Here is a 26655-nt window from a genome sequence, read left to right as displayed (position 1 = left end):
GTCGAGCAGGGGGTCCTCGCGGTCCCGCCCCAGGTCTGGGACATCGACTCCGATTCCGCGGGTTCACTCCTCGAGACGCTCGGTGACCAGCTCGCCACCGGCCGCATGCGTGCGGTGTCACTGCCGGACCGGCTGGCCGGTCCCGTGACGATTCCCGAGGGGAGCCTCGCCGAGGATCCCACCGGCGCCCCGGACCCCGGGCTGGCCGACCCCTTCGCGGACGATCCCGCAGGGGACACCGTCGGACGGTTGACGGCGGCGCTCGCGGGAACCGGCACGCTGCGGTCCCTTGTCGACACCTCCGACCCGACCGCGGCGGAGGCGTCCGCCCACCTCTCCCCGCTGGTGGGTGACGCCCTGCGGGCGATCTCGGAGACCGGTCGGCGCGCGGGCGGCGACGGGCTCACCCTCGACACGGGAACCGGCGCGGTGGCCCGGGACCGGGGCGCGGCCCGTCTGGTCCGGCTCGGCGAGACGGTGTCCGCGTCGCTCGCGCGTGTCGATCTCCTCACCCCGGGCAGCGTGTTCACCATGGCCAGTCCCAACAGTCCGCTCATGCTGGTGACCCGCAACGCCCTGCCGTTCCCCGTCCGCGTCGACGTGACGGTCACCGCGCCCGAGGACATCACCGTCGACCCGGTCGGCCTCATCCAGATCCCGGCCGCGGGTTCCCGGACCCTCCAGGTCCCCACCCAGTCCGACTCGGAGGGCGGGGTGCGCCGCACCGTGGTCTTCTCCCTCCACGGGCCGGACGGGACGCGGCTGTCCGACCCGGTCGAACTGTCGGTCCAGTCCGGGGGGTACCCCGTGGCCCAGGGATTCGCGATCGCGGCGGCCGCGCTCGCCCTCGTCCTCGGGGGCCGCCGGTACCTGCGCTACCGTCGGGGGATCCTCGACCCCGCGGACGAAGGGCACCGACCGTGACCGACGAGCAGGGTTCCCGCGAACCCGGGCTGCGTAGACCGGACCCCGGATTGCGGGGCCGCCGCCGCGAATCGGGCAGTTGCGTCTCGACCCGCCCGGTCTCGCCGCCGCCCGTGGCCGACTCCTTCGCGCCGGACTCGGTACCCGCGGACCCCGTGGTCCCGGTCCCGGCGGCCCCGACGACCCGGGGCGGGGGGACCGGTCACACCACCCGCGACTCCTCCGATGCCTCGGTGATGCGGTCCACCGGATCGATGGCGGTGGCGAACCTCGCGAGCAGGATCACCGGTTTCGTGCGGATGATCCTCATCCTCACCATCCTCGGCCCCGCCGTCGCCTCGGCGTTCAACACCGCCAACACTCTGCCCAACATGATCACCGAACTCGTCCTGGGGTCGGTCCTCACCGCCATGTTCATGCCCCTGTTGGCCCGCGCCGCCCAGGAGGACCCGGACGGGGGGGTGTCGTTCATCAGGCGGCTGCTCACGGCCACCTCGTTGTTGGCGCTGGTCGCGACGGTCGTGGCCGTGGCATGCGCGCCGCTGCTCACCGAGCTCAACCTCGGTGACGGCGAGGTCAACACGGACCTGGCCACGGCCTTCGCGTTCCTGCTGCTGCCGCAGATATTCTTCTACGGCGTCTTCTCGGTCATGCTCGCCGTGCTCAACTACAACGGGATCTTCCGGCCGGGTGCCTGGGCCCCGGTGTGGAACAACCTCGTGGCCATCGCGACCCTCGCGCTCTTCGCGGTCGTCGGCAGTGGCATCGACCCCGCGGCACCGGTGAATCTCCTGAGCGCACCGATCCTGCTGCTCGGCCTGGGCACGACCCTCGGAGTGGTGGTCCAGGCGGCGGTCCTGCTGCCCGCGCTGCGCCGCGCCGGCGTGGTGCTGCGCCCCCAGTGGGGACTGGACCCCCGGATCCGCCAGTTCGGCGGCAACGCCCTGGCCGGGCTGGCGTACGTGTTCATCTCGCAGGTCGGTCTGGTCATGACCAACCGCATCGGTTCCGCGGCCGACGAGGCGGCCATCGCCATCTACGGCACGTACTGGCTGCTGCTGCAGGTGCCGTACGGGATCATCGGCGTGACCCTGCTGACGGCCATCAACCCGCGGTTGGCCGACAACGGCGTCGCCGGGCGCACGGACGCGGTCGTGCGGGACATCTCCCTCGGCACCAGGCTGTCCCTCTTCGGGCTCGTGCCGATCATCGCCGTCATGACGGCCTTCGGTCCCACGATCGCCACCGGCCTGTTCCGGTACGGCAACTTCGACGCCCAGAATGCCGAGATCCTGGGCCTGACACTCGCTTTCGGGGCGTTCACCCTGGTGCCGTACGCGGTGGTCCTCCTCCAGCAGCGCGTGTTCTACGCGCGCGAGGACTACTGGACCCCCACCGTCATGATCCTCGCGATCACCGTCGTCCGCGTGGTCCTGTCACTCATCGTCCCGATGGTGGCCGACGAGCGCTCCCACGTGGTGATCGGCCTCGCCCTGGCCAACGGGATCGGCTGGGTCGTGGGCGCGGTCGCCGGGTACGTCCTGCTCCGGCGCCGGCTCGGCTCCCTGCGTGGGCGCGAGACGGCGACGTCAGCGGTCTGGACGGTGGGGGCGTCGGCCGCAGGAGCTCTCGTCGCCCTCGCCGTCGACACCCTCCTGCCCATGGACGCACTGACCGACGCGGTCGGAAGCATCGGGTTCGTGGTCCGGGCCGGGCTCGCCGCGGTCATCACCCTCGTGGTCACCGGTCTGATCCTGTCCCGGTCACGCCTCCCGGAGCTGGACGCCGTCGCACCCGTCCTCCGAGGACTGGTGGGGCGTCTGAGGCGATAGTCGTGTCCCGGGACGCGCGGGCCGTACACTCGGAGCATCAGGAGCGGGCGGATAGGCAGGACGGCCGCGTCGTCGAGGAGGTCTACGGGTGGGCGATGTGAACGGTGTTCCGGGGCAGGGTTCGCCCTCGGGCCCACCGCGCCTGACCGTCGGGGGACTGGTATCGGGAGGGCGCTACCAACTCCTCGAATCGCACGGCGGAGTGGTCGGCCAGGCGTTCTGGCGCGCCCGTGACAAGCGACTCGGTCGCGATGTCGCGCTGATCTTCGTCGACCCTCTACCCGGGGAGGACCCCCCGGGCTCGGCGACGGGGGTCCTGGACCGCACGGTCGCCCTGACCCGCGTGTACTCGGACGGCCTCGCCCGGGTGCTCGACGTCATCCGCGGCCGCGCCGGGGGCATCGTGGTCTGCGAATGGATACCCGGCCGCAGCCTCGCCGCCGCTGTCGGTGACCCGGACCCCGATTCCGCCGTGGCCGCGATGTGGGGGCTGGCCGACGCCGCCACCCGTGCGGCCCAGAATGGCCTGATCCTGGGATTGGACTCACCGGACCGCATCCGCGTCACCGAGGACGGGCGCGCCCTGCTGGCGTTCCCCGGCGTCCCCGGCGACAGTGACGCCAGGAGCGACGTCCGGGGCCTGGGGCGGGTCCTGTACGCGCTTCTGACCGGTCGGTGGCCCGGGCCCCTGCCGGCGGGATCCGAGGTCCACGAGCCCCTTGACGGGCGTCCCCCCGCCGCCCCTCTTGACGACGACGACGAGCCGATCGATCCCGCCGTCGTCGGTGCCGGCGTCCCGCCCGACTCCGCGGTCCTGGCCATGCGGTCCCTCGACGGATCGTCGGTGAGTTCGGCCGCCACCGTGCGGTCGATGATCTCCGATCGCGTCGGTGTGGTCGACCGGCCGGGGAGCGGCGCGCGGGGGGGCACTCCGCGCCCGCAGACCACGCACCTGCCGACCACCGGCGGACCGGGGTCGGACGGGACTCACCCGCACGGGCATTACGCGGGCGGGTCCTACGCGGGCGCGTCTCACATGGACGGGGACGACACCGCGCGGGAGGGCGAGGCCTACTCGCCGCCCGACGAGGCGACCCTGACACGTCGCTGGCGCATCATGGCCGGCACGGGGGCCGTGGCCGTGGTGGTGATCGCACTGTTGTCCGCCTGGATGCTCGGCGCGCTCGCCGGTGGCGGTGACGACACGCCACTGTCCCAGCAACTCGACGCGATCGAACGCGCCGCCCAGGAGAGCAGGTCGGCGGCGACCGAACAGCCGACCCCGGACGGCTCGGAAACGGGGGAGGCCGAGCCCACCCGGGCGGCGCCCACCACACCCGTCAGGGTCCTGGATGTCACGTCGTGGCAGCCCGCCGGGTCACCCGGCGTCGCCGAGAACTCCTCGAGTGCCCCGAACGTCGTCGACGGTGACAGGTCGACCTCGTGGTCCACCGACACCTACCGCAACCAACTCGGTGACGGCGGAGCCGCCTACAAGCCCGGGGTGGGGCTCCTGCTGACCCTCGACGGCGAGCAGGAGACCCGCCGCGTGGTGGTGCACTCGGCGGACGACGGGGTGGAGTTCGAGGTACGGATCGCCGAGAGCTCCTCGCCGGACTCACTCGACGACACGACCCTGCTCGGTGAGGGGACCATCCGGGATGGGTCGGGCACCGTGACGATCGACGATCCCGAGGACGCGGAGTATCTGATCGTGTGGTTCACCAGACTCGGAACCTCCGGGCCCGAGTCGTTCAGCGCGTCCATCAGCGAGGTACAACTCACCCGGTGAGCCCCCGCGGCCACCTCGTCCGGGGGCCGCCGACCTCGCCGCCGTCGCCGAGGTGGCAGCCCCACCGGGGCACGCTCCGCGTTAACGTGAGCGCCGTGAACACCAGTGCCGTCGACGACTTCTCCGCGGTCACGGGACGCCCCATCACCACGGCCGGGTCCCCGCTCACCGATGTCGAGCTCCTCGATGCACACGTCGCCGGGGACCCTGACGCCTTCTCCGCCCTGGTCCGGCGCCACTACGACTACCTGTGGCGGCTGGCCATCCGGACCTCCTTCAACCGCGAGGACGCCGCCGAGGCGCTGCAGGACGCGCTCGTCTCGGCTTACCGGAAGGCGGACACCTTCCGCCACGCCTGTCCCGTCCAGGGCTGGCTCTACCGCATCGTGGTCAACGCCTGCCTCGACAAGATGCGGGCCCAGCGCCTGCGCACCCACTCCGAGCTGACACCCAGACTGCACGAGGAGATCTCACTTCGAGATCACTTCTACCAGGATCCCGCTTACGCGATCATCGTCGCCGAGGCGCTGGCGGAGCTGCCGCCCGACCAGCGTGATGCGGTCGTCGTCGTCGACATGCTCCGCTGCTCGGTGGCCGAGGCCTGCCACCTGCTCAACACCCGCCCCGGCACCATCAAGAGCCGGTGTTCGCGGGGGAGGGCGAAGCTCAGCGTGCTCCTCGAAGGGGTCACCCTCACCGGTTGAGGGAACAACACGGACCCGCAGGGTGTTGTCGCCATAGTAGATCCGGTTCAACCGCCCACCCGCCAAGGAGCCCGAAAAACCCATGAGCGACACCCTCCACGACGTCATCATCGTCGGATCCGGCCCGGCCGGGTACACGGCCGCCATCTACTCCGCCCGGGCCGAGCTCGCCCCTGTGGTGTTCGAGGGTTCGCAGTTCGGCGGCGCGCTCATGACCACCACGGAGGTCGAGAACTTCCCGGGCTTCGCGGAGGGCATGATGGGCCCCGACCTGATGATGCAGATGCGGGAGCAGGCGGAACGTTTCGGCGCGGACCTCCGCATGGAGGACGTGACGTCGATGGACCTGGCCGGCGAGGTCAAGATCGTCCGGGTGGGCCAGGAGGAGCACCGGGCTCGCGCGGTGATCCTCGCGATGGGCGCAGCCGCACGCTACCTCGGCGTCCCCGGGGAACAGGAGTACCTCGGGCGCGGCGTGAGTTCGTGCGCGACCTGCGACGGATTCTTCTTCCGCGACAAGCCGATCGTCGTCGTGGGTGGTGGCGACTCCGCTATGGAGGAGGCGACCTTCCTCACCAAGTTCGGCTCATCCGTGACCGTCGTCCACCGACGGGAGGAGTTCCGCGCCTCCAAGATCATGCTCGAGCGGGCGAAGGAGAACGAGAAGATCTCGTTCGTCCTCAACACCACGGTCGACGAGGTCCTCTCCGGCGCCAGCGGAACCGTCGAGCGCCTGCGTCTGCGCAACACCGTCACCGGCGAGACCAGCGAACTCGAGACCGCGGCGATGTTCGTCGCGATCGGCCACGACCCGAGGTCCGAGTTGGTCCGGGACCAGGTGGAGGTCGATGAGGACGGCTACGTGCTTACAGGGCAGACCACCGCGACCTCGATCCCGGGTGTGTTCGCCTGCGGCGACCTGGTGGACCACCGCTACCGGCAGGCCATCACCGCTGCCGGTTCGGGGTGCGCCGCCTCGATCGACTCTGAACGTTGGCTCGCCGAGCAGGCCTGACACCCAGCGCCGGCGTTCCGGACCCCTGAGACCGCGTCCCCCGGATCCGTACACCTCACCCCGAAAGGACCCACCACAATGGCCGTGAACACCCCGAACATCATCGACGTGACCGAGGACGACTTCGCCGAGTCCGTCCTCGCCGCCAGCGGGTCCAAGCCCGTGCTGGTGGACTTCTGGGCCACGTGGTGCCGTCCCTGCACGATGATGGCCCCGGTTCTCGACGAACTCGCCGGTGCGGAGTCCGACAAGCTGACGGTCGCCAAGGTCGACGTGGAGACCAACCAGGAGCTCGCCGCCGAGTACCAGATCACCGCCATCCCGGCGATGCTGCTGTTCTCCGAGGGAAAGCCGGTCAAGCGCATCACCGGCGCCAAGTCGAAGTCCGCGCTGCGCACCGAACTCGGCGACGTGCTCTAGCCGCCGCCCCGCTCGGGTGCGTGCCGGGCACGTCCGCGCCTGAGGCGGTAAGTTCATCCGGGTACCCAGTCGAGTGGAGCGGAGGAGAACCATGGCGTGGCGACGCGGTGACCGTGGGCCCGAGGTGGCCTCGATCCGGGCGACCCTCGCGGGTATGGGCCTGCTGCACAACATCGATTCCGTCGGGCTCACCGAGCCGGAGACGGGTTCGGTCCTCGCCCGGACCGATGCCGTCTTCGACGCCGATCTGGAGACCGCCGTGCTGGCGTTCCAGCAAGCCCGTGGACTGATCTCTGACGGCATCGTGGGCCCGTCGACCCAGGCGGCGCTCCGCGACGCCACCTACGTTCTGGGGACCCGCGACCTCAGTTACATCGTCTCCAAGCCCATGGCCGGGGACGACGTCGCGCAGTTCCAGCGACGGCTCGGTGAGCTCGGCTTCTACGCGGGACTGGTCGACGGGACCTTCGGGCCTCTCACCCACGCCGCCGCGACCGATTTTCAGAGGGACTGCGGTCTTCACCCCGACGGCGTCGTGGGCGCGGAGACCCTTGACACCCTGAGCAAGTTCTCGACGCTGTTCAAGGGTGGCGACGTCTCGTCGCTGGTCGAACGAGAGCGCGCGCGGACCTCCGGCCCGATGCTCGCCGGCAAGCGTATCGTGCTGGATCCCGGGCCCAGCGGGTCGGAGAACCCGATCCGCATCGACACCCCGCTCGGAACGATCACGGATGCCGAACTGTTGTGGGACATCACCCGCCGGCTCTCTGAGCGGATGAACCAGGCCGGCGTCGAGGTCTTCCTCTCGCGACCCGAGGCCATGATCCCGACGGACCCGGAACGGGCCGAGATCGCCAACGCGTTCAACGCCGATCTCATGATCTCTCTCCGGCTGGACCGGCATCCCAACCCGGTCGGCAACGGGATCGCCACGTTCTACTTCGGCAACTCCCTGGGAGCCGAGTCGATGCTCGGGGAAGCTCTGTCCGGCTTCATCCAGCGGGAGATCGTCAGTCGTACCGACCTCCGTGACTGTCGCACCCACGGGCGGAGTTGGCCGCTTCTCCGGATGACGCGGATGCCCTCCATCCAGATCGTCCTGGGGTACGCCCACAATCCCGGTGATCTGTCCATCCTCGGGGACCGTGCGGCCCAGGACACCATCGTCGACTCGATCCTGGTCGGGGTGAAGCGTCTCTACCTCCTCGACGAGGACGATCACCCCACGGGTTCCATGTCCGTCAACGAGCTGATCGACTACGAGCAGCGTCAGCGGGACTGACGGCGCGCCCGTGGGGCCTGAGGGGCCGCGAGCGGGATGTCCTCACCGTGCCGCGCGGTCGCCCCGGACAACACCCGCAGAGTCCTGGTGGCGAATCCCCGCTCGGCGAAGAGCTGATCGAGCGCTCTCTCCACGTCGGCCTTCCAGAGGTGATCGCTCTCGATGTCGAGGCGGAGTCGAGGATGGGTCTCGTGCTCGGCCACCACGGTGAAACCATGCTCGACGAGGAAGCCGGTCGGCGCGATGCACGACTCGGAACCGCACATGTCACGTGACAATACGTCCCCGGTATCCGAGGCCGAGATCCCGAATGCCTCGATCGCCTTGATGCCGCGTCGGCGAAGGTCGGACACCACCGCGTCGAGCAGCGAGGTGGGAGCACCGCCCGGCGCACCATCTTCGATACTCATCCCCGCCAGCAGGATGGCGTCCGAGCCCACCGGTGACGTCGGGAAGCATGCTGCACGAGGAACCATGGCCGGCGGCGCATAGAACGCAGCGCCGGTCGCGCGGTCACCCTCACGCGCGACCTGACCGCACACTCCCCATTCCAGGGAGACGTGCGAGATCCAGGCCTCCTTCTCGAACTCCGGATCTCCCGGCTGATCGTCGCTGTGCTGCCCATCGGTCTGCCAGTACACGCACCTGCGAGCACGCGGTCCCAACTGGTCCACGGCCGAGAGGTCGAGTGGTCGGATCGAGTTCATCGTGACGGACCGGGCGACCCGCCCTCGAGCAGCGTCAGGACCCGGTGGAGATCGTCGGCGTCCCCCACATCTATGGTGATCCGTCCCTTACGCCGGCCCATCGTGACGGACACCGAGGTCTCGAAGCGGTCGGACAGTCTGCCCGCGACCGCCTCCAGCTCGGGGTTCCGGCGTCGGCCCTGACGAGTGGGGGAGGTAGTCGGGGCGGGGCCGTTCCCCTCTCTGTTCAGCAGCGTGACGATCTCCTCAGTCGCCCGGACCGACAAGCCCTCCGCCACGATCCGCGCCGCGAGTTCGTCCTGGGCCGACACCCCGGCTTCCACTCCGAGGAGTGCCCTCGCATGTCCCGCCGACAAGACGCCCGCGGCCACTCTGCGCTGGACTGCGGTCGGCAACTGAAGGAGGCGAATGCTGTTGGTGATGGCCGGTCGGGATCGACCGATCCGGTTCGCGAGTTCGGCCTGGGTGACGTCGAACTCCTCGAGCAGTTGCTGATATGCCGCCGCCTCCTCGAGGGGATTGAGCTGGACCCGATGGATGTTCTCCAGAAGTGCGTCCCGGAGCAGGTCTTCGTCGTCGGTCTGCCGGACGATCGCCGGAACGGTCTGGAGCTCCGCCCGCTGGCTCGCCCTCCACCGCCTTTCACCCATGATGAGCTGATAACGATCGGCCGCGATCTCGCGGACGACGATCGGCTGGAGGAGCCCGAACTCCTTGACCGAGTGTGCCAGCTCGGCCAGTGCCTCCTCGTCGAAGTGAGTCCGCGGCTGTCTGGGGTTGGGTTCGATCGCGGAGGGGGCGATCTCACGGTAGACCGCCCCCGGATCCACCAAGTCGTCGGTTTCACGTGAAACCGTGGTGTCGTCGGCATTCTGGGCGGCCGGTCGTTCACCCGAGCCCGCAGGGGATGCCGTGGCGGACGGGGCGGGGCCTGACCCTGTCGACCGCGGTTTCGGGGGAGTGGTCCTGGGCCCACCGCTGCGCGGCCCGAGGATCACGTCTGCCGCGTCGCTACCCAACCGCGGACCTTCGTCCGGTCCGGTGGGGATCAACGCCGCCAGCCCACGACCGAGCCCGCCCCTCCGTTGCTGACTCATCGCGTGCCCTCCGTACCGGTCGATGCCCGGGTGGCCTCACCATGTGACGCCACCCGATCACTGCGCTCGTTCAGCTCTTTCGCCGCATCCAGGTACGCCAGCGCCCCTCGGGATCCCGCGTCGTACTGGAGTATCGTCATCCCGTACCCGGGCGCCTCAGACACCTTGACGCTGCGTGGGATCACAGTCCGCAGGACGGCGGCGCCGAAATGGTTCCTGACCTCTCCCGCGACCTGTTCGGCGAGCTTGGTGCGTCCGTCATACATCGTCAGCATGATGGTGGAGATCCGGAGTTCCCGGTTGAGGTGCTGCTGGATCAGTTCCACGTTGCGCAGCAGCTGGCCGACACCCTCGAGAGCGTAGTACTCGCACTGGATCGGGATGAGGACCTCACTGGCGGCCACCATGGCGTTCACGGTGAGCAGCCCCAGAGAGGGCGGACAGTCGAGGAAGACGTAGTCGATACCCAAGGACACCAGGTCGTCCATGTTGAGGACCTCGGCGAGCCGGCGTTCCCGGTGTTCCAGCCCGACCAACTCGATCTCCGAACCCGCCAGATCGATCGTCGCCGGGATACAGAACAGCCGCTCAGCGTGCGGGCTGCGCTGCATGAGATCCTCCACAGCGCTCTCCCACATCAGAAGCTCATAGCTCGACGGCGTCCCCTCCCGGTGGTCCACTCCGAGTGCGGTGCTGGCGTTTCCCTGCGGGTCCATGTCGATCACCAGGACCCCGAGTCCACCGAGCGCGAGAGACGCCGCGAGATTGACTGTCGAGGTGGTCTTTCCCACGCCGCCCTTCTGGTTGGCGATGGTGATGATCCGGGGATGGGATGGCCTGGACAGCGGGGGAGAGTCCCCGTGCAGAAGCTCGTTCGCCTGCCGCGCGGCGGCGAAGATCGGCGTCTCGTGTTCGGACATCCGTCACCTTTCAACTACGTGTGAGGGCAAGTGGGGCCCAGAGGTCTTCACGGCGTATGGGCGCGTTGTCAGTGTTTCACGTGAAACCGACATCCACCCCCGCGAGCCATGCAGTCACCGCCCGCCACGAGAACCACGCACGCGGGAGCGACTGCCACGGCTACCCACTCTAGTCGTGAGGGTAGCGATGACCAGCCTCGTCTCCTCGGCATCCGGCGCGGATACGATCTCGACCTCCACGTCGTCGAACCCGAGTCGCCGGAGCGCATGCCGGTCCCTCTCCACCTCGTCGGCAGCGGACGCCCCCTTCAACGCCACCATCCTCCCACCCGATCGGAGCAACGGCGCAGACCACCCGGCGAGCTTGGCCAGCGGGGCCACGGCGCGGGAGGTCACCACGTCTGCTCCGCCCACCTCGGCGACGACGGACTTCTCCTCGGCTCGTCCCCGGACGACCTGGACGTCTATCCCGAGATCGTCGACCACCTCCTGGAGGAACGTGGACCGACGGAGCAGCGGTTCGACCAGGGTCACACGGAGGTCCGGACGAGCGAGAGCCAGGGGGATACCAGGAAGTCCGGCCCCGCTCCCGATGTCCACCACTGTCTCGCCGTCGGCCAGCGCAGCGGCGGCGGCCGCGCTGTTGAGGACGTGCCGGTCCCACAGACGTGGGCGTTCGCGGGGCCCCATCAATCCTCGCTCCAGGCCCGCGGTCGCCAGGAACCGGACATACTTCTCGGCGAGCTCGAGGCGGTCACCGAAGACCGACTCCGCCCCTTCCGGCACCCCGGCAGCATCCTCCGCCACAAGAGAGGGCGGGGTCTCCTCCGAGACCTCGCCCGGGGGATCTGTCACACGATCACCTCGCTCGCCGTCACGTGTCGTTTCTCCGGCAGTGTCCCTATTCATCTTCCCCACATCCGTATTCGGCAGATGGACCGACCGGTTTCACGTGAAACCACGTCGGAATACCACACGTGTAAGACGTCGCCGCTCCCGGTCGCCGCCCGCGCACGACACAGGGGCGCGGGCTGCGCGCCCACGCCCCTGCACATCCCGCCGAGCCACCTCCCGCGGACCCACGGCCTCAAACGAGAAGTCACTCCGGCAACACAATGACCCTTCGATTCGGCTCGGCGCCCGTCGAGTCCGACGACACGCCGTCGATCTCCGCGATCGCGTCGTGGATGATCTTCCGCTCGAACGGCGTCATCGGTTCGAGTTCCTCGGACTCCCCCGTCTCGAGAACCCGTTGCGCAGCCACCCGGCCGGCCTCCGTCAGTGCCTCCCGCTTGGCGGCCCGCCATCCCGAGATGTCCAACATCAACCGACTTCGATCGCCCAACTCCTGCTGGACGGCCAACCTGGTCAGCTCCTGGACCGCGTCCAGAACCGAGCCGTCCGATCCCACGAGGAGATCGAGGTCCTCGCCGCCGTCAATGCTCACGACCGCGCGGTCACCCTCGACGTCGAGATCGATGTCCCCGTCGAAATCCAAGATGTCCAAGAGCTGTTCGAGGTAATCGCCGGCCACCTCGCCCTCCTCGACAAGACGCTCCTCCGACACCTCGATGTTCTTCTTCGACATGGATCCGCCTCCGTCATCACCGCCGATCGCCGGTCCCGTCGTGGCCGGCGAGTAACTCTCCCAAGTATGGGACAAGGTCCCCGATCGCGGAGAATCGGGGACCTTGTCGGCCGTCTCACTGACCCGGGGTCAGCGCTTGCGTTTCTTCTTCTTGCCCTTGCCGCCTCCGCCGCCACCCTTCTGGGCGGGGCGGGTGCGTTGGCCGCCGGGTCGTTGAGGTCTCTGACCCGGCCTCGGGGCGGAGCCGGGAGCCGACTCGGGAGCATCGCCGACGACCGCCGGGGCCGCTGTCGTACCGTCGTCGTCCGGCGAAGCGACGCCAGTGGCCGCTGCCTGTGGCGCCACGGCGGTACCCGCCGCGGACCCCCGTCCCCTCTTCGGATTGACGGGCTTCACCCCGACCCTGGGCGCGAGGGACTTCTGCTCCTCACGGCGCTTGAGGGCGGCGGCGTCATCCTCCTTGGCCATCTTCTCGAAGAGGTAGTACTGCTGACCGAGGGTCCACAGGTTGTTGGTGACCATGTAGACGAGGATGGCCAGCGGCCAGAACGCACCGGTGACCAGGATGCCGATGGGGAAGGCCCACAGCATCAACTGGTTCATGATCTTGGCCTGCGGGTTCGCCGCGGCCTCAGGGGACTGGCGCGAGAGCGAGATCCTCGCGTTGAGGTGGGTCGTGACCGCCGAGATGATCATCAGCGGGATGGCGACGACGATGATGTTCCACCGCTGGAAATCCAGCGCCGCGCCGGGATCGACGAACGCCTGGAACTGCTCGACGGGCTGGGAGATGAACGAGGACAGGGGAGAGCCGAACAACCGGGCGTCGAGGAAGCTCTGGACCTCGTCCGCATTGAAGACGTAGTTGCCGGTGTTCCGCGTCTCCTCCGCGGTCATCCCCAAGGCGCCGAAGTTGTTCCCCATCCGGTTGAAGGACCGCAGGACGTGGAACAGACCGAGGAACACCGGGATCTGGATGAACATCGGCAGGCATCCCAGAACGGGGTTGAACCCCTCGGCCTTCTGCAGCTTCCGTGTTTCGGTCGCCAGCTTCTCCCGGTCGTTCTTGTACCGTTTCTGCAGCTCCTTCATCCGCGGCTGCATCTCCTGCATCTTCCGCGAGAAACGGATCTGCTTGGCCGCCGGCCAGAACAGCAGGATGCGGAGGGTCACCACCAAGAAGATCACGGAGAGTGCCCAGATGGCGCCGTTGGAATCCGGTGCCTCCACCCAGGGGAGGAACCCCCCGAGGAACGCGAAGATCTTGTGCCAGAACCAGAGGATCCCGGAGATCGGGTAGTAGACCAGAGGGTCGGTGATGAACGACATCGGTGGTGGAGTCCTAGCTTCGTTCGGGATTGTCGGGATGCTGGTGGCCCCCGGAATGGTCAGGGGCGCGGGGTTCGGGGACCGGATCCCAACCGCCGGGAGTCCACGGTCCGCACCGCAGCAGACGCCACACCGCGAGCCACGTCCCGTACCACGCGCCGTGCACTCGAACCGCCTCGACAGCGTAGTTGCTGCAGGTGGGTTCGAACCTGCAGCTCGGCGGGGTCAGCGGCGAGATGCCCTTCTGATAGAAGTCGAGCAACCACAGCAGTATCCGGGCGACGGGGCCCTGTCGGCTCTCGGTCATCGCCCTGCCTCCCGGGCCCGCGACACGGCGGAGGTGAGACCGGTCCGCATGTCGCGGAGTAGATCGGCGTGGGAGGCCGAGGCGGCAGCCGGATTGGCCCGGACCACAACCAGGAGATCGGAATCGAGCCCGGGGAGGACTTCCGATGCGATGTGACGAAGCCGCCGGCTGACACGGTGGCGGGTCACCGAGTCCCCGACGGCTTTACTGACGACCAGGCCGAAACGAGGTCCGCCCACGCGGACATCGGAGGAGTCCACGTGGGCGTGTACGACCATGGTCCGGCGGCCCTTCCTGGCACCCCTTCGCACCACCGCCGCGAAATCAGCGGACCGGTGGAGCCGATGGGTCCTGGGAAGCACACGCCACCCCGACCCGGATCAGGCCGTCAACGAGGCGCGGCCCTTGCGGCGACGGGCGCCGACGATGCCGCGGCCGGCGCGGGTGCGCATCCGGAGCCGGAATCCGTGCACCTTGGCACGACGACGATTGTTCGGCTGGAAAGTCCGCTTGCCCTTGGCCATGGCTGGCTCCTCACGTGAAGTAGGCGCCTCGTGTGCGCCCGATCCGGTTCCTGATGACGTCGAAACACCGCTGTCGGGCGGTACCGCGACGCGACGCGCGCCCCTCAGGCGCGCGACAGACCGTTCAAGATTACGCGCATGACGGCGTGCCCACCAAACCGCTCGAAACCACAGGCACCATCCGTACCATCTCGCTGGCCACCGCAACACGCCGGGACCGTCGGTGCTTGACATCCGCCCTCCAGTTGATCTTGAGGGTTGCCCACGAGTTCACGGTGTTGTTACCGTCATTCATCATCGAGCCCCACGGGGGCCGCCTAACGTCACGACAATGCAGAACGACCACGCAGAACCCACGTAGAACGACGACGCACGAGATCCCACCTTCGCACCACCCAGTCTGAACCCGTCAAACGGGGGCGGTCTGTCTTCCACATCTGTGGACAACCGTGTGGATACCTCAGTAGACCTGGGTCGGAGCCTGTGGATAGAGTGTGGTGCCCGGTCGGGTCAGATCGCCCGGTGCCCCGCAACCGCTTCCCATCGACGAGAGGAGACCGCACACCGTGTCTCCCGATCTCGAACACGTGTGGAGCGCGGTTCTCGACAAACTGACCGACCCCTCTCTGGCGAGCGACGACAACCCGGCTCTGTCCCGCCAGCAACAGGCCTGGCTACGCCTCGTCCAACCCATCGCCGTGGTCAACGGATTCGCGATGCTCGCCGCCCCGTCGGCGTTCGCGAGGGACAACATCGAATCGATCCTCCGCGGACCGATCACCAGGGCGCTGAGCTCCCAACTCGGAGAACCGGTCGATCTGGCGGTCAAGGTCGACACTTCGCTCGCCGGCCAGCGCAACCACGTCGACGTCGACGAGCCACCGATCGACGTCGACGACATCCACCGACCGGTGCCGGAGCAGGCCCAGGCCGATTCCACCCCTCGTCCCACGCGGATGACCGAAGAGCAGATCGCAGCGGAACGGCTGCTGCACGGCAGCGATCGCGACGAGGCCCTGTCAGCGGCGACCGCCCCGGGTCTCAATGAGCGATACACGTTCAGCGCTTTCGTCCAGGGCAACTCGAACCGGTTCGCTCGCGCCGCCGCACTCGCGGTGGCCGAGGCCCCCGCACGGGCGTACAACCCGCTGTTCATCTGGGGAGAGTCGGGGCTCGGGAAGACGCACCTGCTCCACGCCATCGGGCATTACTCCCTGCGGATGTACTCCGAGCAGAAGGTCAAGTACGTCTCGACGGAGGAGTTCACCAACGACTTCATCAACTCCGTGCGCGACGGCCGCCAGAACATGTTCAAGAAGCGGTACCGCGAGGCGGACATCCTCCTGGTGGACGACATCCAGTTCCTGATCGGTAAGGAACAGGTGCAGGAGGAGTTCTTCCACACCTTCAACACGATCCACAACGCGCAGAAGCAGATCGTGATCTCCTCCGATCGTCCCCCCAAACAGCTCCAGCCACTCGAGGACAGGCTGCGTACCCGGTTCGAGTGGGGTCTGATCACCGACATCCAGCCTCCAGAGCTCGAGACGCGCATCGCGATCATCGACAAGAAGGCCAAGTCGGAGAACTACGTCGTCCCGCGGGACGTCCTGGAGCTCATCGCCACCCGGGTCCAACGCAACATCCGCGAGCTCGAGGGAGCGTTGATCAGAGTCGTCGCGTTCGCCTCCCTCAACGGACACGATATCGACGTCCCGTTGGCGGAGGTCGTCCTCCGCGACGTCGTCTCGGACGACGACTCCCTGCAGATCTCCGCTGCGACGATCATGGCGGTCACCGCGGAGTTCTTCTCGACCAGCATCGACGAGCTCTGCGGCACCTCGAAGACGCGGTCCCTCTCGCGCGCCCGACAGATCGCCATGTATCTCTGCCGAGAGCTCACCGACCTCTCGCTGCCCAAGATCGGGGTCACCTTCGGCGGTAAGGACCACACCACGGTCATGTACGCCCAGCGCAAGATCCTCAAGGAGATCAAGGACGACCGCCGGATGTACGACCAGATCCAGGAACTGACCGCCCGGATCAAGGAACGCTCGCGGTCCCTCTGACCGCCTTCCGACCATCCTCCTGGCACGTCTCGGGCCCCTGCCCGCCGAACCGCGTCCGCCAGCCCCGAGCCCGGCGTCCGGGGCGCTGCGCCGCCGTCTCGGACCGCCCGTCTACCACTGCCGTCCGGAACGAGAACCCCACCCGCTGGGCGGAGCCGACGCGCACCGATACCCATATGTGACCCCCCTCACACCACTGGTATCACCCTTCACAGCTGTGGACAACCCTGTGGTTTTCTGTGGACCGACGGTGGACAGACGGTGGACCGAGACAGGTGATTCCACTGTCGTCTCGGGCAAGTCACAAGATGAGCCGGATCGGTCCACATGCATGATCTGGCTCTGACCTGCACAGACAGCCGTCGGTTCACAAATTCACAGGACCTACTACTACTTCTTGTCTCTCTCTAGAGTTCTTGTAAGAAGTAGGGATGTGGAACGGCGAGCCTGCTTGACCGGGTTACAGGAGTCCGTGTGTCCACCGTCGGTGCGAGCGGTTACTCTCATGGAGATGATCCGCCGGACCCCGTCGGACGCCAGTCAACGACACCAGCGAACACAGTTGCCACCGCCGCGAACAGGCCCGCCGTCCGGATGCCGGCGGCGTGCACCCCGCCCAGAAAGAGGTCACCGATGGAGATCACGGATCCGACGTTCCGCGTCACCCGCGAGGACTTCGCCGATTCGGTGGCCTGGGTCGCGCGGACCCTCCCGTCCCGACCGTCCGTGCCGATTCTCGGTGGCGTGCTCCTCGAGGCGGACTCCGGTCTGACGATCTCCGGATTCGACTACGAGACCTCCGCACAGGTGTCGGTCCCGGCGGAGGTCTCCGAACCGGGCAGCACCCTCGTGTCCGGCCGGTTGCTGGCCGACATCGCGCGGGCCCTTCCCGACCGTCCAGTCGAGGTGACGGTGAGTGCGCAGAAGATGTACATCACCTGTGGCTCCGCCAAGTTCACCCTGCCCACGATGCCCGTCGAGGACTACCCGCAGCTCCCGGCGATGCCCGGGGTCACCGGCTCGGCCGCGGTCGACGCGTTCTCCGAGGCGGTGGCCCAGGTCGCGGTCGCGGCGGGCAAGGACGACACGCTCCCGATGCTCACCGGCATCCGGATGGAGATCGAGGGGCCTCGTGTCACCCTCATCGCCACCGACCGGTTCCGCCTCGCGATCCGGGATCTCGAATGGGAACCCGCTCGCGAGGACGTGTCGGTCGAGGTGCTGATCCCGGCCAAGACCCTGTCCGACGTGACCCGGTCAGCCGGTCAGGGAGGGCGAGTCGATCTGAGCCTGGGCGCAGGTTCCGAGGTGGGCGCGGACGGCATCATGGGCGTCCTGGTGTCCGGCCAGCGCACCACGACCCGGTTGCTCGACGCCGAGTTCCCCAAGGTGCGCCAACTCCTGCCCACCCAACACACCTCGATGGCCCTCGTCCAGGTCGACGACCTGGTCCAGGCCATCAAGCGAGTCGCCCTGGTGGCGGACCGGGGAGTGCAGGTCCGGATGGCGTTCTCGGACGGGGAGGTCGCACTCTCCGCGGGCGGCGACGACGCGGCTCAGGCTTCCGAGACCCTCCCGGTCGACTTCCTCGGTGAGCCCCTGACCATCGCGTTCAACCCCGGTTACCTGCTCGACGGGCTCGGCAGCATGCATTCGGCCCGGGTCGCGTTCGGATTCACCCAGGCCAGCCGGCCCGCGGTCCTTCGGCCCGCGCCCGAGGCCCTGCCCTCCCCGGAGGCCGACGGTTCCATCGCGCCCGTCGAGTCGGACCACACGTATCTGCTCATGCCGGTCCGTCTGCCGGGCTGACCGCGCTGTCGCGACACCGCCGGTATGCACCTGCGTCATCTCAGGCTTCTGGACTTCCGCTCGTGGCCGCTGCTCGAGCTGGAGCTGCACCCGGGGGTCACCACACTGGTGGGGCGCAACGGGCACGGGAAGACCAACGTCCTCGAAGCCGTGGGCGTGCTCTCGACCCTGAGATCCCACAGGGTGCCCACCGAGGCTCCGATGATCCGGACCGGTGCGGAGACGGCCATGATCGCCGCGCTCGCGCACAACGCCGGGCGTGAACTCACCGTCGAGCTGGCACTCAACTCCGGAAGAGCGAATCGCGCGCGGCTCAACACCTCGCCGTGCCGCCGCCTCGGGGACATCCTCGGCGTGGTGCAGTCCGTGCTGTTCGCACCCGAGGACCTGGCACTGGTCCGGGGGGAGCCCGCCGAGCGGCGGAAGCTGCTCGATGAGCTCCAGGTCCAGCGTCGGCCCGCCCACGGGGGTGTCCTCACCGAGTACTCCTCGGTGCTCCGGCAGCGCTCCGCCCTGCTCAAGTCCGCCTCCGGCGTCCTGCGCCGCGGGAGGGGAGAGGGCGCGGACGCGGCGCTCGAGACCCTCGACGTGTGGGACGGCCGCCTTGCCCACCTCGGTGCGAGGATCGTCGCGGGGCGGATCGCCCTGCTCGCCGAACTACGGCCGCTGGTCGCCGACGCCTACCGGCGATTGGCTCCGGAGTCCCGGCCGGCGGACCTGGCCTACCGGTTCCGCGTCGCCACCCCACCGGACGAGGCCGAGCTCGCCGATCCGGAACTCGTCGAAGCGGTCCTGCTCTCCGAGTTGGGCCGCCGGCGTCAGGACGAGATCGACCGGGGGATGTCGCTCGTCGGGCCGCACCGGGACGAGGTGGTCCTGTCCCTGGGCGACGAACCGGCCAAGGGCTTCGCGAGCCACGGCGAGACGTGGTCGTTCGCCCTGGCGCTGCGCCTCGGGTCACTGGAGTTGTTCCGCGCGGACGGGGTCGAACCCGTGTTGCTCCTCGACGACGTGTTCGCGGAACTCGACCGGCATCGTCGAGCAGCTCTCGCCGAGGCCGCGACCGGGGTGGAACAGGTCCTGGTGACGGCGGCGGTCGGCGACGACGTGCCGGACGGTCTGAGGGGGACCCGTCATGACGTGGTGATGACGGGCCAGGGAGCCGGTCGTCATTCGGTTATCACGGCGACGGACAGTGAGGTGCACTCGTGACCGATGACCATGCCGGGCGGCCGATAACACCGTCTGAGGAGCCGAAACGTGGTTATGACATCGCCAGACAGGCCCTCGAGGAGGCTCGGAGTCGTGCCCGGGCGGACGGCAAGCAGATCGGGCGCGGCCGAACCGGACCGGTAGGGGGCGGCAAGCGCCTGCGCAGACGTGGCTGGACCGGTTCGGGCGCCGACCCCTGGGATCCCCAGCCGCTCGGGCGGCTCGTCGGCCAGGTCGCCAGGAGGCGGGGCTGGGACGACAAGGTCGCCACCGGCAGGCTGTTCGCGGAGTGGGACCGCATCGTCGGGGAGGACGTGTCCGCGCACGCGACCCCGGAGCGACTGGAGGAGGGTGTGTTGTACGTCCGCGCCTCCAGCACCGCGTGGGCGACCCAGCTCCGGCTCGTGGCGGCCGACATCCTCCGCAAGATCGCCGCGGCCATGGGGCCGGGTCACGTCCGGCGCCTCAGGATCGAGGGGCCCGACAAGCCGAGTTGGCGCAAGGGCCCGTTGCACGTATCCGGTCGCGGACCCCGGGACACCTACGGTTGACGGGCGGGACCCGGTGGGCGTCCATCGGGGCGTGTTGGCGAGCCCGGGGACCCCACGAGGGTTGTCGCAGGTAGACTGGGCCGGTCCCAGACCCCCGAGACGCGAGGAGTTCGCACGTGGCGGACGCCAAGAGCAAGGCCAGCACGCAGGGCGCGAACGACTACGGTGCGTCGTCGATCACCGTTCTCGAAGGACTCGAGGCCGTCCGGCTGCGTCCGGGCATGTACATCGGCTCGACCGGGCCCCGCGGTCTGCACCACCTGATCTGGGAGGTGGTCGACAACTCGATCGACGAGGCCATGGCCGGTCACGCGACGGGCGTCAAGGTCACCCTGCTCGAGGACGGCGGCGTCGAGGTGATCGACGACGGGCGCGGCATCCCCGTCGAGATGCACGAACAGGGCATGCCCACCGTGCAGGTCGTGATGACCCAGCTGCACGCCGGCGGCAAGTTCGATTCCGACTCCTACGCGGTCTCCGGTGGACTCCACGGTGTGGGAATCTCGGTGGTCAACGCTCTGTCCACGCGGGTCGAGGTACAGATCAAGCGTGACGGACGCCTGTGGCAGCAGGACTTCAACATGGCGGAGCCCGAGGAGCTCGTGGACGCCGGCCCCGCGGAGGGGACCGGGACCCGCGTCCGCTTCTGGGCGGACGCGTCGATCTTCGAGACCACCGAGTACGACTTCGACGTGGTCGCCCGACGTCTCCAGGAGATGGCGTTCCTCAACAAGGGTCTGACCATCACGTTGACTGATCGACGGTCACGCGCGGAGCAGGCCGCCGAACTCGACGCCATCGCGGACAGCGAAGGTCGTGGATCCGATTCCGCGCCCGGTTCCGACGAGGGGTCGGACCTCGAGCACGCGGTGGACGCGGAGAAGGCGTTCGTCGAGGGGGCCACCGACGCCGCCGAGGCGGCCGAACGGTCCGAGACCCAGACCACCGAGGCCCCCGACGCGGCCAAGGTTCGCGAGCGCAAGCGCACCTTCCACTACCCCGAGGGCCTCAAGGACTACGTCACGGCGATCAACAAGTCCAAGACCGCGATCCACCCGACGATCCTCTACTTCGAGGGCAAGGGCACGGGCCACGAGGTCGAGGTCGCGATGCAGTGGAACTCCGGGTACTCGGAATCGGTCCACACCTTCGCCAACACGATCAACACCCACGAGGGCGGAACCCACGAAGAGGGCTTCCGCGCTGCGCTGACCTCGCTGGTGAACAAGTACGCGCGCGACAAGAAACTGCTCAAGGAGAAGGACCCCAATCTCACGGGGGACGACATCCGCGAGGGTCTCGCCGCAGTCATCTCGGCCAAGATCTCCGACCCGCAGTTCGAGGGGCAGACCAAGACGAAGTTGGGCAACACCGAGGTCAAGGGTTTCGTTCAGCGGCAGGTCGCAGAACACGTCGGTCACTGGTTCGAGGCCAACCCCGCCGAGGCCAGGGTGATCGTCAACAAGGGCATCGCCTCGAGCCAGGCCCGCGTCGCCGCGCGCAAGGCCCGTGAGATGGTCCGCCGGAAGTCGGCGACCGACATCGGGGGGCTCCCCGGAAAGCTGGCCGACTGTCGGTCGAAGGACCCGGCCAAATCCGAGTTGTACATCGTGGAGGGTGACTCCGCCGGGGGCTCGGCCAAGTCGGGTCGGGATTCGATGTTCCAGGCGATCCTGCCGCTGCGCGGGAAGATCATCAACGTCGAGAAGTCCCGGATCGACAAGGTCCTCAAGAACACCGAGGTCCAGGCCATCATCACAGCCCTGGGTACGGGTATCCACGAGGAGTTCGACCTCGAGAAGCTGCGCTATCACAAGATCGTGCTGATGGCCGACGCCGACGTCGACGGTCAACACATCTCCACGCTTCTGCTCACCCTGCTGTTCCGCTTCATGAGGCCACTGGTGGAGAACGGAAACGTCTATCTGGCGCAGCCGCCCCTGTACAAGCTCAAGTGGGGTAAGGGCGAGCCGGATTTCGCGTACTCGGACCGGGAGCGCGACGAGCTCCTGAAGATCGGCCTGGAGAAGAAGCGCAAGATCAACGTGGAGGACGGGATCCAGCGCTACAAGGGTCTCGGTGAGATGAACCCCAAGGAACTGTGGGAGACGACCATGGATCCGACGGTCCGTACGCTCCGCCTGGTCACACTCGAGGACGCCGCCGCCGCCGACGAACTGTTCTCGATCCTCATGGGCGAGGACGTCGACGCGCGTCGCAACTTCATCACCCGCAACGCTCGCGACGTCCGCTTCCTCGACGTCTGATCCCCTGCGTCACAGGCTCCCGCAGTCGTTCGGGGCGAGCTCACCTGCCAGCCGGCGGGTGACGAAATCCAGGGCTGCCGGGAAGTTCGTCACGGCCGCCGCGGCGTGCGTGACGCCGGCGACGGGCGGGGTCGTCTCATAGCGGAAGTGCACGGCCGCTCCCTGTTCGCACCAGTCGCGGGCGAGCTGCTCGACCTGCCGAAGCGGGATGATGTCGTCGTGGACCCCCCCGGCCACCATCACCGGGACGTCCGGCCGGAGTCGGCCGATCCGCTGATGATCGAGGACCCGCAGCGCCTCGGGCTCGGAGCGGATCAGCTCTCCGAGGCTGCGGCCCGAGTGTGTCCATTCGTGAGTGGTACGCATGCCGTACGCGGAGCGCAGGTCGAGGGTGCACAGACCCGCGATGTCTGCGAGCGCGACCCGCCCGGCGTCGTTGACCTGGCGGTCGACCACCTCCCGGACGGCGGGAAAGCGCTGGGACATCCCGTTGATGGCGTACCCGATCGCGCCGGTGAGCGTGGACCCGTCGATATGGTCGAGCACAGCTAGCAGATCCGCCGGGGGAGCGGAGGCGTAGGCGGCCCGCAGGTCGACGTCCGGGGCGTACACGGGTGCGAGTTCCGCAGCGGCCGCGGAGGCACCTCCACCCTGGGAGTGGCCCCAGAACACCACCGGAGCGTCCCCGCTCAGAGCGCGTGCGGCCCGGGCGCCGTCCAGCATGGCATGCGCCTGTTCCACCCGGTCGGAATAGGTGTGGACGCCTGGAGTACCGAGGCCGATGTAGTCGATCACCATCACCCGAAAGCCCTGGGCGGCCAGGACCAGCGCGAACGCCTGCTCGTACGAGGGCACCGCGCCCCCGGTCTGCGGGTTCACGCCGAGCGCGGTCTCGAGATGCCGGGACGGAGCACACGCATCGCCCTGACCCTGCGTGCCGGGACCGATCACGATGGTGGGCCGTGGGCCGGGACCGTTCCACGGTGCGGTCGAGTCGTACAGTGCACCCGAGGTGGCGACCGGTCGTCCGTCGACGTCTGCGGACTGGTACACGATCCGCTGGGCGCGAGCGGGCAGCGGCGAGGGCACCTCGGGGAGCCCCGGCAGGGACACGGCCAGGGGGAGTCCGGAGGACTCGGCTCTCAAGACCTCTCCCGGGGCGCCGACGGGGAGGCCCCGGGTGTCGTAGAAGCCACCCGGTCGGTCGAACTGGACGCTGTCCCGGTTCGCGCTCACCGGTGTCGAGGGTTGCGCGCCAGCGGTCGCGAGGACGCCGCTGACGAGCGCGAAGACCGCGGCTCCTGCCACCGCCACGAGACGACGAGTGCGGAGGCCGGGTTCACTGAGGACTGGCGACATGACGGAAATGTTACGTGCGCCACATCGCGCGGGCGCGGAAATCCGTCGAGACGACGCCGGACACAGGGACGACACGGACCGTGGGCCTGACGACGAGGTGATAATCGGGTGGCCGAGGCGTGCCCTCGAGCCCGTTTCCGCAGGACCTATAGACTGGGTGGGTCGTACGGCCGCCGTCTGAGCACGCGTGTGCCCGCGACATCGTCTGCGAGAGAAGCCAGCGCGACGAGGAACCGAAGAGGAGCCCATGACGGACACGACGTTGCCGCCCGACGCCGGGGGACACGACCGCATCGAGCCGGTCGACATCCAGGCGGAGATGCAGAGAAGCTACATCGACTACTCGATGAGCGTCATCGTCGGGCGGGCGCTCCCGGACGTCCGGGACGGCCTCAAACCCGTCCACCGTCGCATCCTCTACGCGATGTGGGACAACGGCTACCGGCCCGACCGCAGCTACGTCAAATCCGCGAAGCCCGTCGCCGACACCATGGGTAACTACCACCCCCACGGTGACTCGGCGATCTACGACACCCTGGTCCGGCTCGCCCAGCCCTGGGCGATGCGCTACCCGATGGTCGACGGCCAGGGCAATTTCGGTTCGCGCGGCAACGACGGCGCGGCCGCGATGCGCTACACAGAGTGCAAGATGACCCCGCTCGCCATGGAGATGGTGCGGGACATCGACAAGAACACGGTCGACTTCCAGCCCAACTACGACGGCAAGACCACGGAGCCGGCGGTCCTGCCGTCCAGGGTCCCGAACCTGCTGATCAACGGATCCAGTGGCATCGCGGTGGGGATGGCCACCAAGATTCCGCCGCACAACCTCCGTGAGGTCGCCGAGGCCGTCTACTGGGTTCTGGAGAACCCGGACGCCGGGGACGAGGAGGCGCTCGACGCCTGCATGGGATTCATCAAGGGACCCGACTTCCCGACCCACGGGTTCATCGTCGGCGACCAGGGCATCAAGGACGCCTACACCACCGGGCGAGGGTCGATCCGGATGCGCGGCAAGACCTCCATCGAGGAGGACGGCAACCGCACCATCATCGTGATCACCGAGCTGCCCTACGAGGTCAACCCGGACAACATGATCCTGTCGATCGCCGAGCAGCTGCGCGACGGCAAGATCGCCGGCATCTCGAAGATCGACGACGAGTCGTCCGACCGTGTGGGTCTGCGGATCGTCATCACGCTCAAGCGTGACGCCGTCGCCAAGGTCGTGCTGAACAACCTGTACAAGCACTCACAGCTGCAGACCTCGTTCGGCGCCAACATGCTGTCGATCGTCGACGGTGTGCCGCGGACGCTCCCGATCCACCAGCTGGTTCGCCTGTACGTCGCGCACCAGATCGAGGTCATCGTCCGGCGCACCCAGTATCTGTTGGACGAGGCCGAGCGACGCGCCCACATCCTGCGCGGACTGGTCAAGGCACTCGACGCGCTCGACGAGGTCATCGCGCTGATCCGTCGATCACAGACCGTCGACATCGCGCGGGAGGGCCTCAAGGACCTCCTCGACATCGACGACGACCAGGCCCAGGCCATCCTCGACATGCAGCTGCGTCGTCTCGCGGCTCTGGAGAGGCAGAAGATCGTCGACCAGCTCGCCGCCATCGAGCTGGAGATCGCCGACTACAAGGACATCCTCGCCCGCCCGGAGCGTCAGCGCGCCATCGTCGGCGACGAGCTGCGCGAGATCGTCGAGAAGTACGGCGATGACCGCCGCACGGTGATCATCCCCGCCGACGGCGACGTCACCGACGAGGACCTGATCGCCCGCGAGGACGTCGTCGTCACCATCACCGAGACCGGGTACGCCAAGCGGACCCGCACGGACCTCTACCGCGCCCAGAAGCGTGGCGGCAAGGGTGTGCGCGGCGCGGAGCTCAAGCAGGACGACATCGTCCGGCACTTCTTCGTCTCCTCCACCCACGACTGGCTGCTGTTCTTCACCACCAAGGGCCGGGTCTACCGGGTCAAGGCCTACGAGCTCCCGGAGGCCAGCCGCACCGCGCGGGGACAGCACGTGGCCAATCTCCTGGCGTTCCAGCCGGAGGAGCGGATCGCCGGGGTCATCCGGATCAAGGGCTACCAGGACGCTCCGTACCTCGTGCTGGCCACCCGCAACGGCCTGGTCAAGAAGTCGCGTCTCGAGGACTACGACTCCCCGCGGTCGGGCGGCCTCATCGCCGTCAACCTCCGTGACGGTGACGAACTCGTGGGTGCGGCGCTCGCCGGCCCCGAGGACGACCTCCTCCTGGTTTCCGAGAAGGGTCAGTCGATCCGCTTCCACGCCAACGACGACACGCTCCGTCCCATGGGACGGGCCACGTCCGGTGTCATGGGGATGCGGTTCAATGACGGCGACGCGCTGTTGAGCATGTCGGTCGTCCGCTCGGAGATGGACGAGAACCAGCTCTTCCTCCTGGTGGCCACCGAGCGCGGGTACTCCAAGCGCACCGCGCTCGCCGAGTACGCGGCCCAGGGCCGGGGCGGAAAGGGCGTGCTCACGCTCATGTTCGATCCCAAGCGCGGCAAGCTCGTGGGTGCGACGATCGTGGAGTTGCAGGACGAGCTCTACGCCATCACCTCCAGTGGTGGCGTGATCCGAACGTTCGCCAAACAGGTCCGCAAGGCGGGCCGTCAGACCAAGGGCGTGCGTCTGATGAACCTGGCGGAGAACGACGCGCTGCTGGCGATCGCCCGCAACGCCGACGAGCCCGACGACGACGACCGGCGCGATGCCGCGTCCGAGAAGGAGTAGAGGGCGATGACCGAGTCGAGCGACGGACCCGGGAGCGGCCCGGCACCCAAGGGTTCCACCCCTGCGCCGGGCTTCGGCGGGTCGGCCGGATACCCGACCGGGTCGGAGGCCCCCGTCGGGGAGACCGCCCCCGACGACGCGGGCGCGACCGCGTCGTTCCCCGCCGCGACCCAGCAC

At 68.3% G+C, this 26655-nt stretch carries 22 protein-coding genes and 1 pseudogene; 13 read left to right on the top strand and 10 right to left on the bottom strand.

What is annotated here, in order from left to right; genetic code table 11:
- The 7 genes and pseudogenes from IY392_RS01795 to IY392_RS01765 all read left to right on the top strand — a co-directional run.
- Window positions 1-924: pseudogene (locus IY392_RS01795) on the top strand (hypothetical protein); the annotation flags it as partial.
- On the top strand, window positions 921-2756 hold the full coding sequence (gene murJ / locus IY392_RS01790; RefSeq protein ID WP_107757874.1) for a murein biosynthesis integral membrane protein MurJ: 1836 nt from the start codon (window positions 921-923) through the stop codon (window positions 2754-2756). The pseudogene IY392_RS01795 and the gene murJ, both read left to right, overlap by 4 nt.
- An 88-nt stretch (window positions 2757-2844) precedes the next feature.
- A complete protein-coding gene (locus IY392_RS01785) occupies window positions 2845-4548 on the top strand; it encodes a protein kinase family protein (protein WP_107757875.1) in 1704 nt (567 codons plus the stop codon).
- Between the two features lie 95 nt (window positions 4549-4643).
- Complete coding sequence (gene sigM / locus IY392_RS01780; protein WP_231750421.1) at window positions 4644-5252, top strand: RNA polymerase sigma factor SigM; 609 nt, start codon at window positions 4644-4646, stop codon at window positions 5250-5252.
- Between the two features lie 82 nt (window positions 5253-5334).
- Entirely contained in the window at window positions 5335-6267 is a 933-nt protein-coding gene (gene trxB, locus IY392_RS01775) for a thioredoxin-disulfide reductase (RefSeq protein WP_107757877.1), read from the top strand.
- 78 nt (window positions 6268-6345) lie between these two features.
- Window positions 6346-6687 (top strand): thioredoxin, encoded by a 342-nt coding sequence (gene trxA / locus IY392_RS01770; protein ID WP_107757878.1) that lies wholly within the window; start codon window positions 6346-6348, stop codon window positions 6685-6687.
- Between the two features lie 91 nt (window positions 6688-6778).
- Window positions 6779-7969 carry an N-acetylmuramoyl-L-alanine amidase gene (locus tag IY392_RS01765; protein WP_107757879.1) on the top strand — a complete coding sequence of 397 codons (1191 nt, stop codon included), beginning with the start codon at window positions 6779-6781 and terminating at the stop codon, window positions 7967-7969.
- Here the strand turns inward: IY392_RS01765 and IY392_RS01760 are convergent.
- The 9 genes from IY392_RS01760 to rpmH form a co-directional block, all read right to left on the bottom strand.
- Window positions 7957-8676: a hypothetical protein gene (locus IY392_RS01760; protein WP_107757880.1), complete on the bottom strand. Its 720-nt coding sequence runs from the start codon at window positions 8674-8676 to the stop codon at window positions 7957-7959. The two genes, IY392_RS01765 and IY392_RS01760, sit on opposite strands and share 13 nt — an antisense overlap.
- Window positions 8673-9773, bottom strand: coding sequence for a ParB/RepB/Spo0J family partition protein (locus IY392_RS01755; protein ID WP_107757881.1), 1101 nt, complete (start codon window positions 9771-9773; stop codon window positions 8673-8675). Before IY392_RS01755 ends, IY392_RS01760 begins: the two co-directional genes overlap by 4 nt.
- The gene (locus tag IY392_RS01750; protein ID WP_107757882.1) at window positions 9770-10693 is read right to left on the bottom strand and encodes a ParA family protein; all 924 of its coding nucleotides are present in this window, start codon (window positions 10691-10693) and stop codon (window positions 9770-9772) included. The genes IY392_RS01755 and IY392_RS01750 overlap by 4 nt, the downstream gene beginning before the upstream one ends.
- 114 nt (window positions 10694-10807) lie before the next feature.
- Window positions 10808-11602, bottom strand: coding sequence for a 16S rRNA (guanine(527)-N(7))-methyltransferase RsmG (gene rsmG, locus IY392_RS01745; RefSeq protein ID WP_194860358.1), 795 nt, complete (start codon window positions 11600-11602; stop codon window positions 10808-10810).
- Window positions 11603-11792: 190 nt separating this feature from the next.
- The gene (locus tag IY392_RS01740) at window positions 11793-12281 is read right to left on the bottom strand and encodes a R3H domain-containing nucleic acid-binding protein (RefSeq protein ID WP_107757884.1); all 489 of its coding nucleotides are present in this window, start codon (window positions 12279-12281) and stop codon (window positions 11793-11795) included.
- Between the two features lie 129 nt (window positions 12282-12410).
- Window positions 12411-13610, bottom strand: coding sequence for a membrane protein insertase YidC (gene yidC / locus IY392_RS01735; RefSeq protein ID WP_107757885.1), 1200 nt, complete (start codon window positions 13608-13610; stop codon window positions 12411-12413).
- Between the two features lie 13 nt (window positions 13611-13623).
- The gene (gene yidD / locus IY392_RS01730; RefSeq protein WP_107757886.1) at window positions 13624-13917 is read right to left on the bottom strand and encodes a membrane protein insertion efficiency factor YidD; all 294 of its coding nucleotides are present in this window, start codon (window positions 13915-13917) and stop codon (window positions 13624-13626) included.
- Window positions 13914-14279: a ribonuclease P protein component gene (gene rnpA, locus IY392_RS01725; protein WP_107757887.1), complete on the bottom strand. Its 366-nt coding sequence runs from the start codon at window positions 14277-14279 to the stop codon at window positions 13914-13916. The genes yidD and rnpA overlap by 4 nt, the downstream gene beginning before the upstream one ends.
- A gap of 18 nt (window positions 14280-14297) precedes the next feature.
- Window positions 14298-14441, bottom strand: a complete 144-nt coding sequence (gene rpmH / locus IY392_RS01720) for a 50S ribosomal protein L34 (RefSeq protein WP_007629603.1) — start codon at window positions 14439-14441, stop codon at window positions 14298-14300.
- Between the two features lie 566 nt (window positions 14442-15007).
- Between rpmH and dnaA the strand changes: the two genes are divergently transcribed.
- The 5 genes from dnaA to gyrB all read left to right on the top strand — a co-directional run bounded on the left by dnaA (window position 15008) and on the right by gyrB (window position 22349).
- Entirely contained in the window at window positions 15008-16510 is a 1503-nt protein-coding gene (dnaA, locus tag IY392_RS01715) for a chromosomal replication initiator protein DnaA (protein ID WP_107755232.1), read from the top strand.
- Window positions 16511-17143: 633 nt separating this feature from the next.
- Window positions 17144-18319: a DNA polymerase III subunit beta gene (gene dnaN / locus IY392_RS01710; protein ID WP_107755233.1), complete on the top strand. Its 1176-nt coding sequence runs from the start codon at window positions 17144-17146 to the stop codon at window positions 18317-18319.
- Between the two features lie 24 nt (window positions 18320-18343).
- Window positions 18344-19531 (top strand): DNA replication/repair protein RecF, encoded by a 1188-nt coding sequence (recF, locus tag IY392_RS01705; protein ID WP_194860357.1) that lies wholly within the window; start codon window positions 18344-18346, stop codon window positions 19529-19531.
- On the top strand, window positions 19528-20082 hold the full coding sequence (locus IY392_RS01700) for a DciA family protein (protein ID WP_194860356.1): 555 nt from the start codon (window positions 19528-19530) through the stop codon (window positions 20080-20082). Before recF ends, IY392_RS01700 begins: the two co-directional genes overlap by 4 nt.
- Before the next feature lie 116 nt (window positions 20083-20198).
- Window positions 20199-22349 (top strand): DNA topoisomerase (ATP-hydrolyzing) subunit B, encoded by a 2151-nt coding sequence (gene gyrB / locus IY392_RS01695; RefSeq protein WP_194860355.1) that lies wholly within the window; start codon window positions 20199-20201, stop codon window positions 22347-22349.
- 9 nt (window positions 22350-22358) lie between these two features.
- On the opposite strand, the gene IY392_RS01690 is transcribed toward gyrB, so the two are convergent.
- Complete coding sequence (locus IY392_RS01690; RefSeq protein ID WP_194305359.1) at window positions 22359-23708, bottom strand: alpha/beta fold hydrolase; 1350 nt, start codon at window positions 23706-23708, stop codon at window positions 22359-22361.
- Between the two features lie 247 nt (window positions 23709-23955).
- On the opposite strand from IY392_RS01690, the gene gyrA reads away from it, so the two are divergent.
- Window positions 23956-26478, top strand: coding sequence for a DNA gyrase subunit A (gene gyrA, locus IY392_RS01685; protein ID WP_107755237.1), 2523 nt, complete (start codon window positions 23956-23958; stop codon window positions 26476-26478).
- The last annotated feature ends 177 nt before the right edge of the window (window positions 26479-26655 follow it).

This window comes from Dietzia sp. SYD-A1, assembly GCF_015356725.1.
GTDB lineage: Bacteria > Actinomycetota > Actinomycetes > Mycobacteriales > Mycobacteriaceae > Dietzia.
This window is presented reverse-complemented; position numbering and strand designations above follow the sequence as displayed.

Coding starts and splice junctions, on each gene's coding strand:
- recF (WP_194860357.1), top strand. CDS start 18,344: ATGCACCTGCGTCATCTCAGGCTTCTGGACTTCCGCTCGTGGCCGCTG.
- trxA (WP_107757878.1), top strand. CDS start 6,346: ATGGCCGTGAACACCCCGAACATCATCGACGTGACCGAGGACGACTTC.
- rpmH (WP_007629603.1), bottom strand. CDS start 14,441: ATGGCCAAGGGCAAGCGGACTTTCCAGCCGAACAATCGTCGTCGTGCC.
- IY392_RS01755 (WP_107757881.1), bottom strand. CDS start 9,773: ATGAGTCAGCAACGGAGGGGCGGGCTCGGTCGTGGGCTGGCGGCGTTG.
- IY392_RS01740 (WP_107757884.1), bottom strand. CDS start 12,281: ATGTCGAAGAAGAACATCGAGGTGTCGGAGGAGCGTCTTGTCGAGGAG.
- IY392_RS01765 (WP_107757879.1), top strand. CDS start 6,779: ATGGCGTGGCGACGCGGTGACCGTGGGCCCGAGGTGGCCTCGATCCGG.
- IY392_RS01760 (WP_107757880.1), bottom strand. CDS start 8,676: ATGAACTCGATCCGACCACTCGACCTCTCGGCCGTGGACCAGTTGGGA.
- IY392_RS01690 (WP_194305359.1), bottom strand. CDS start 23,708: ATGTCGCCAGTCCTCAGTGAACCCGGCCTCCGCACTCGTCGTCTCGTG.
- trxB (WP_107757877.1), top strand. CDS start 5,335: ATGAGCGACACCCTCCACGACGTCATCATCGTCGGATCCGGCCCGGCC.
- yidC (WP_107757885.1), bottom strand. CDS start 13,610: ATGTCGTTCATCACCGACCCTCTGGTCTACTACCCGATCTCCGGGATC.
- rsmG (WP_194860358.1), bottom strand. CDS start 11,602: ATGAATAGGGACACTGCCGGAGAAACGACACGTGACGGCGAGCGAGGT.
- IY392_RS01750 (WP_107757882.1), bottom strand. CDS start 10,693: ATGTCCGAACACGAGACGCCGATCTTCGCCGCCGCGCGGCAGGCGAAC.
- gyrA (WP_107755237.1), top strand. CDS start 23,956: ATGACGGACACGACGTTGCCGCCCGACGCCGGGGGACACGACCGCATC.
- yidD (WP_107757886.1), bottom strand. CDS start 13,917: ATGACCGAGAGCCGACAGGGCCCCGTCGCCCGGATACTGCTGTGGTTG.
- dnaN (WP_107755233.1), top strand. CDS start 17,144: ATGGAGATCACGGATCCGACGTTCCGCGTCACCCGCGAGGACTTCGCC.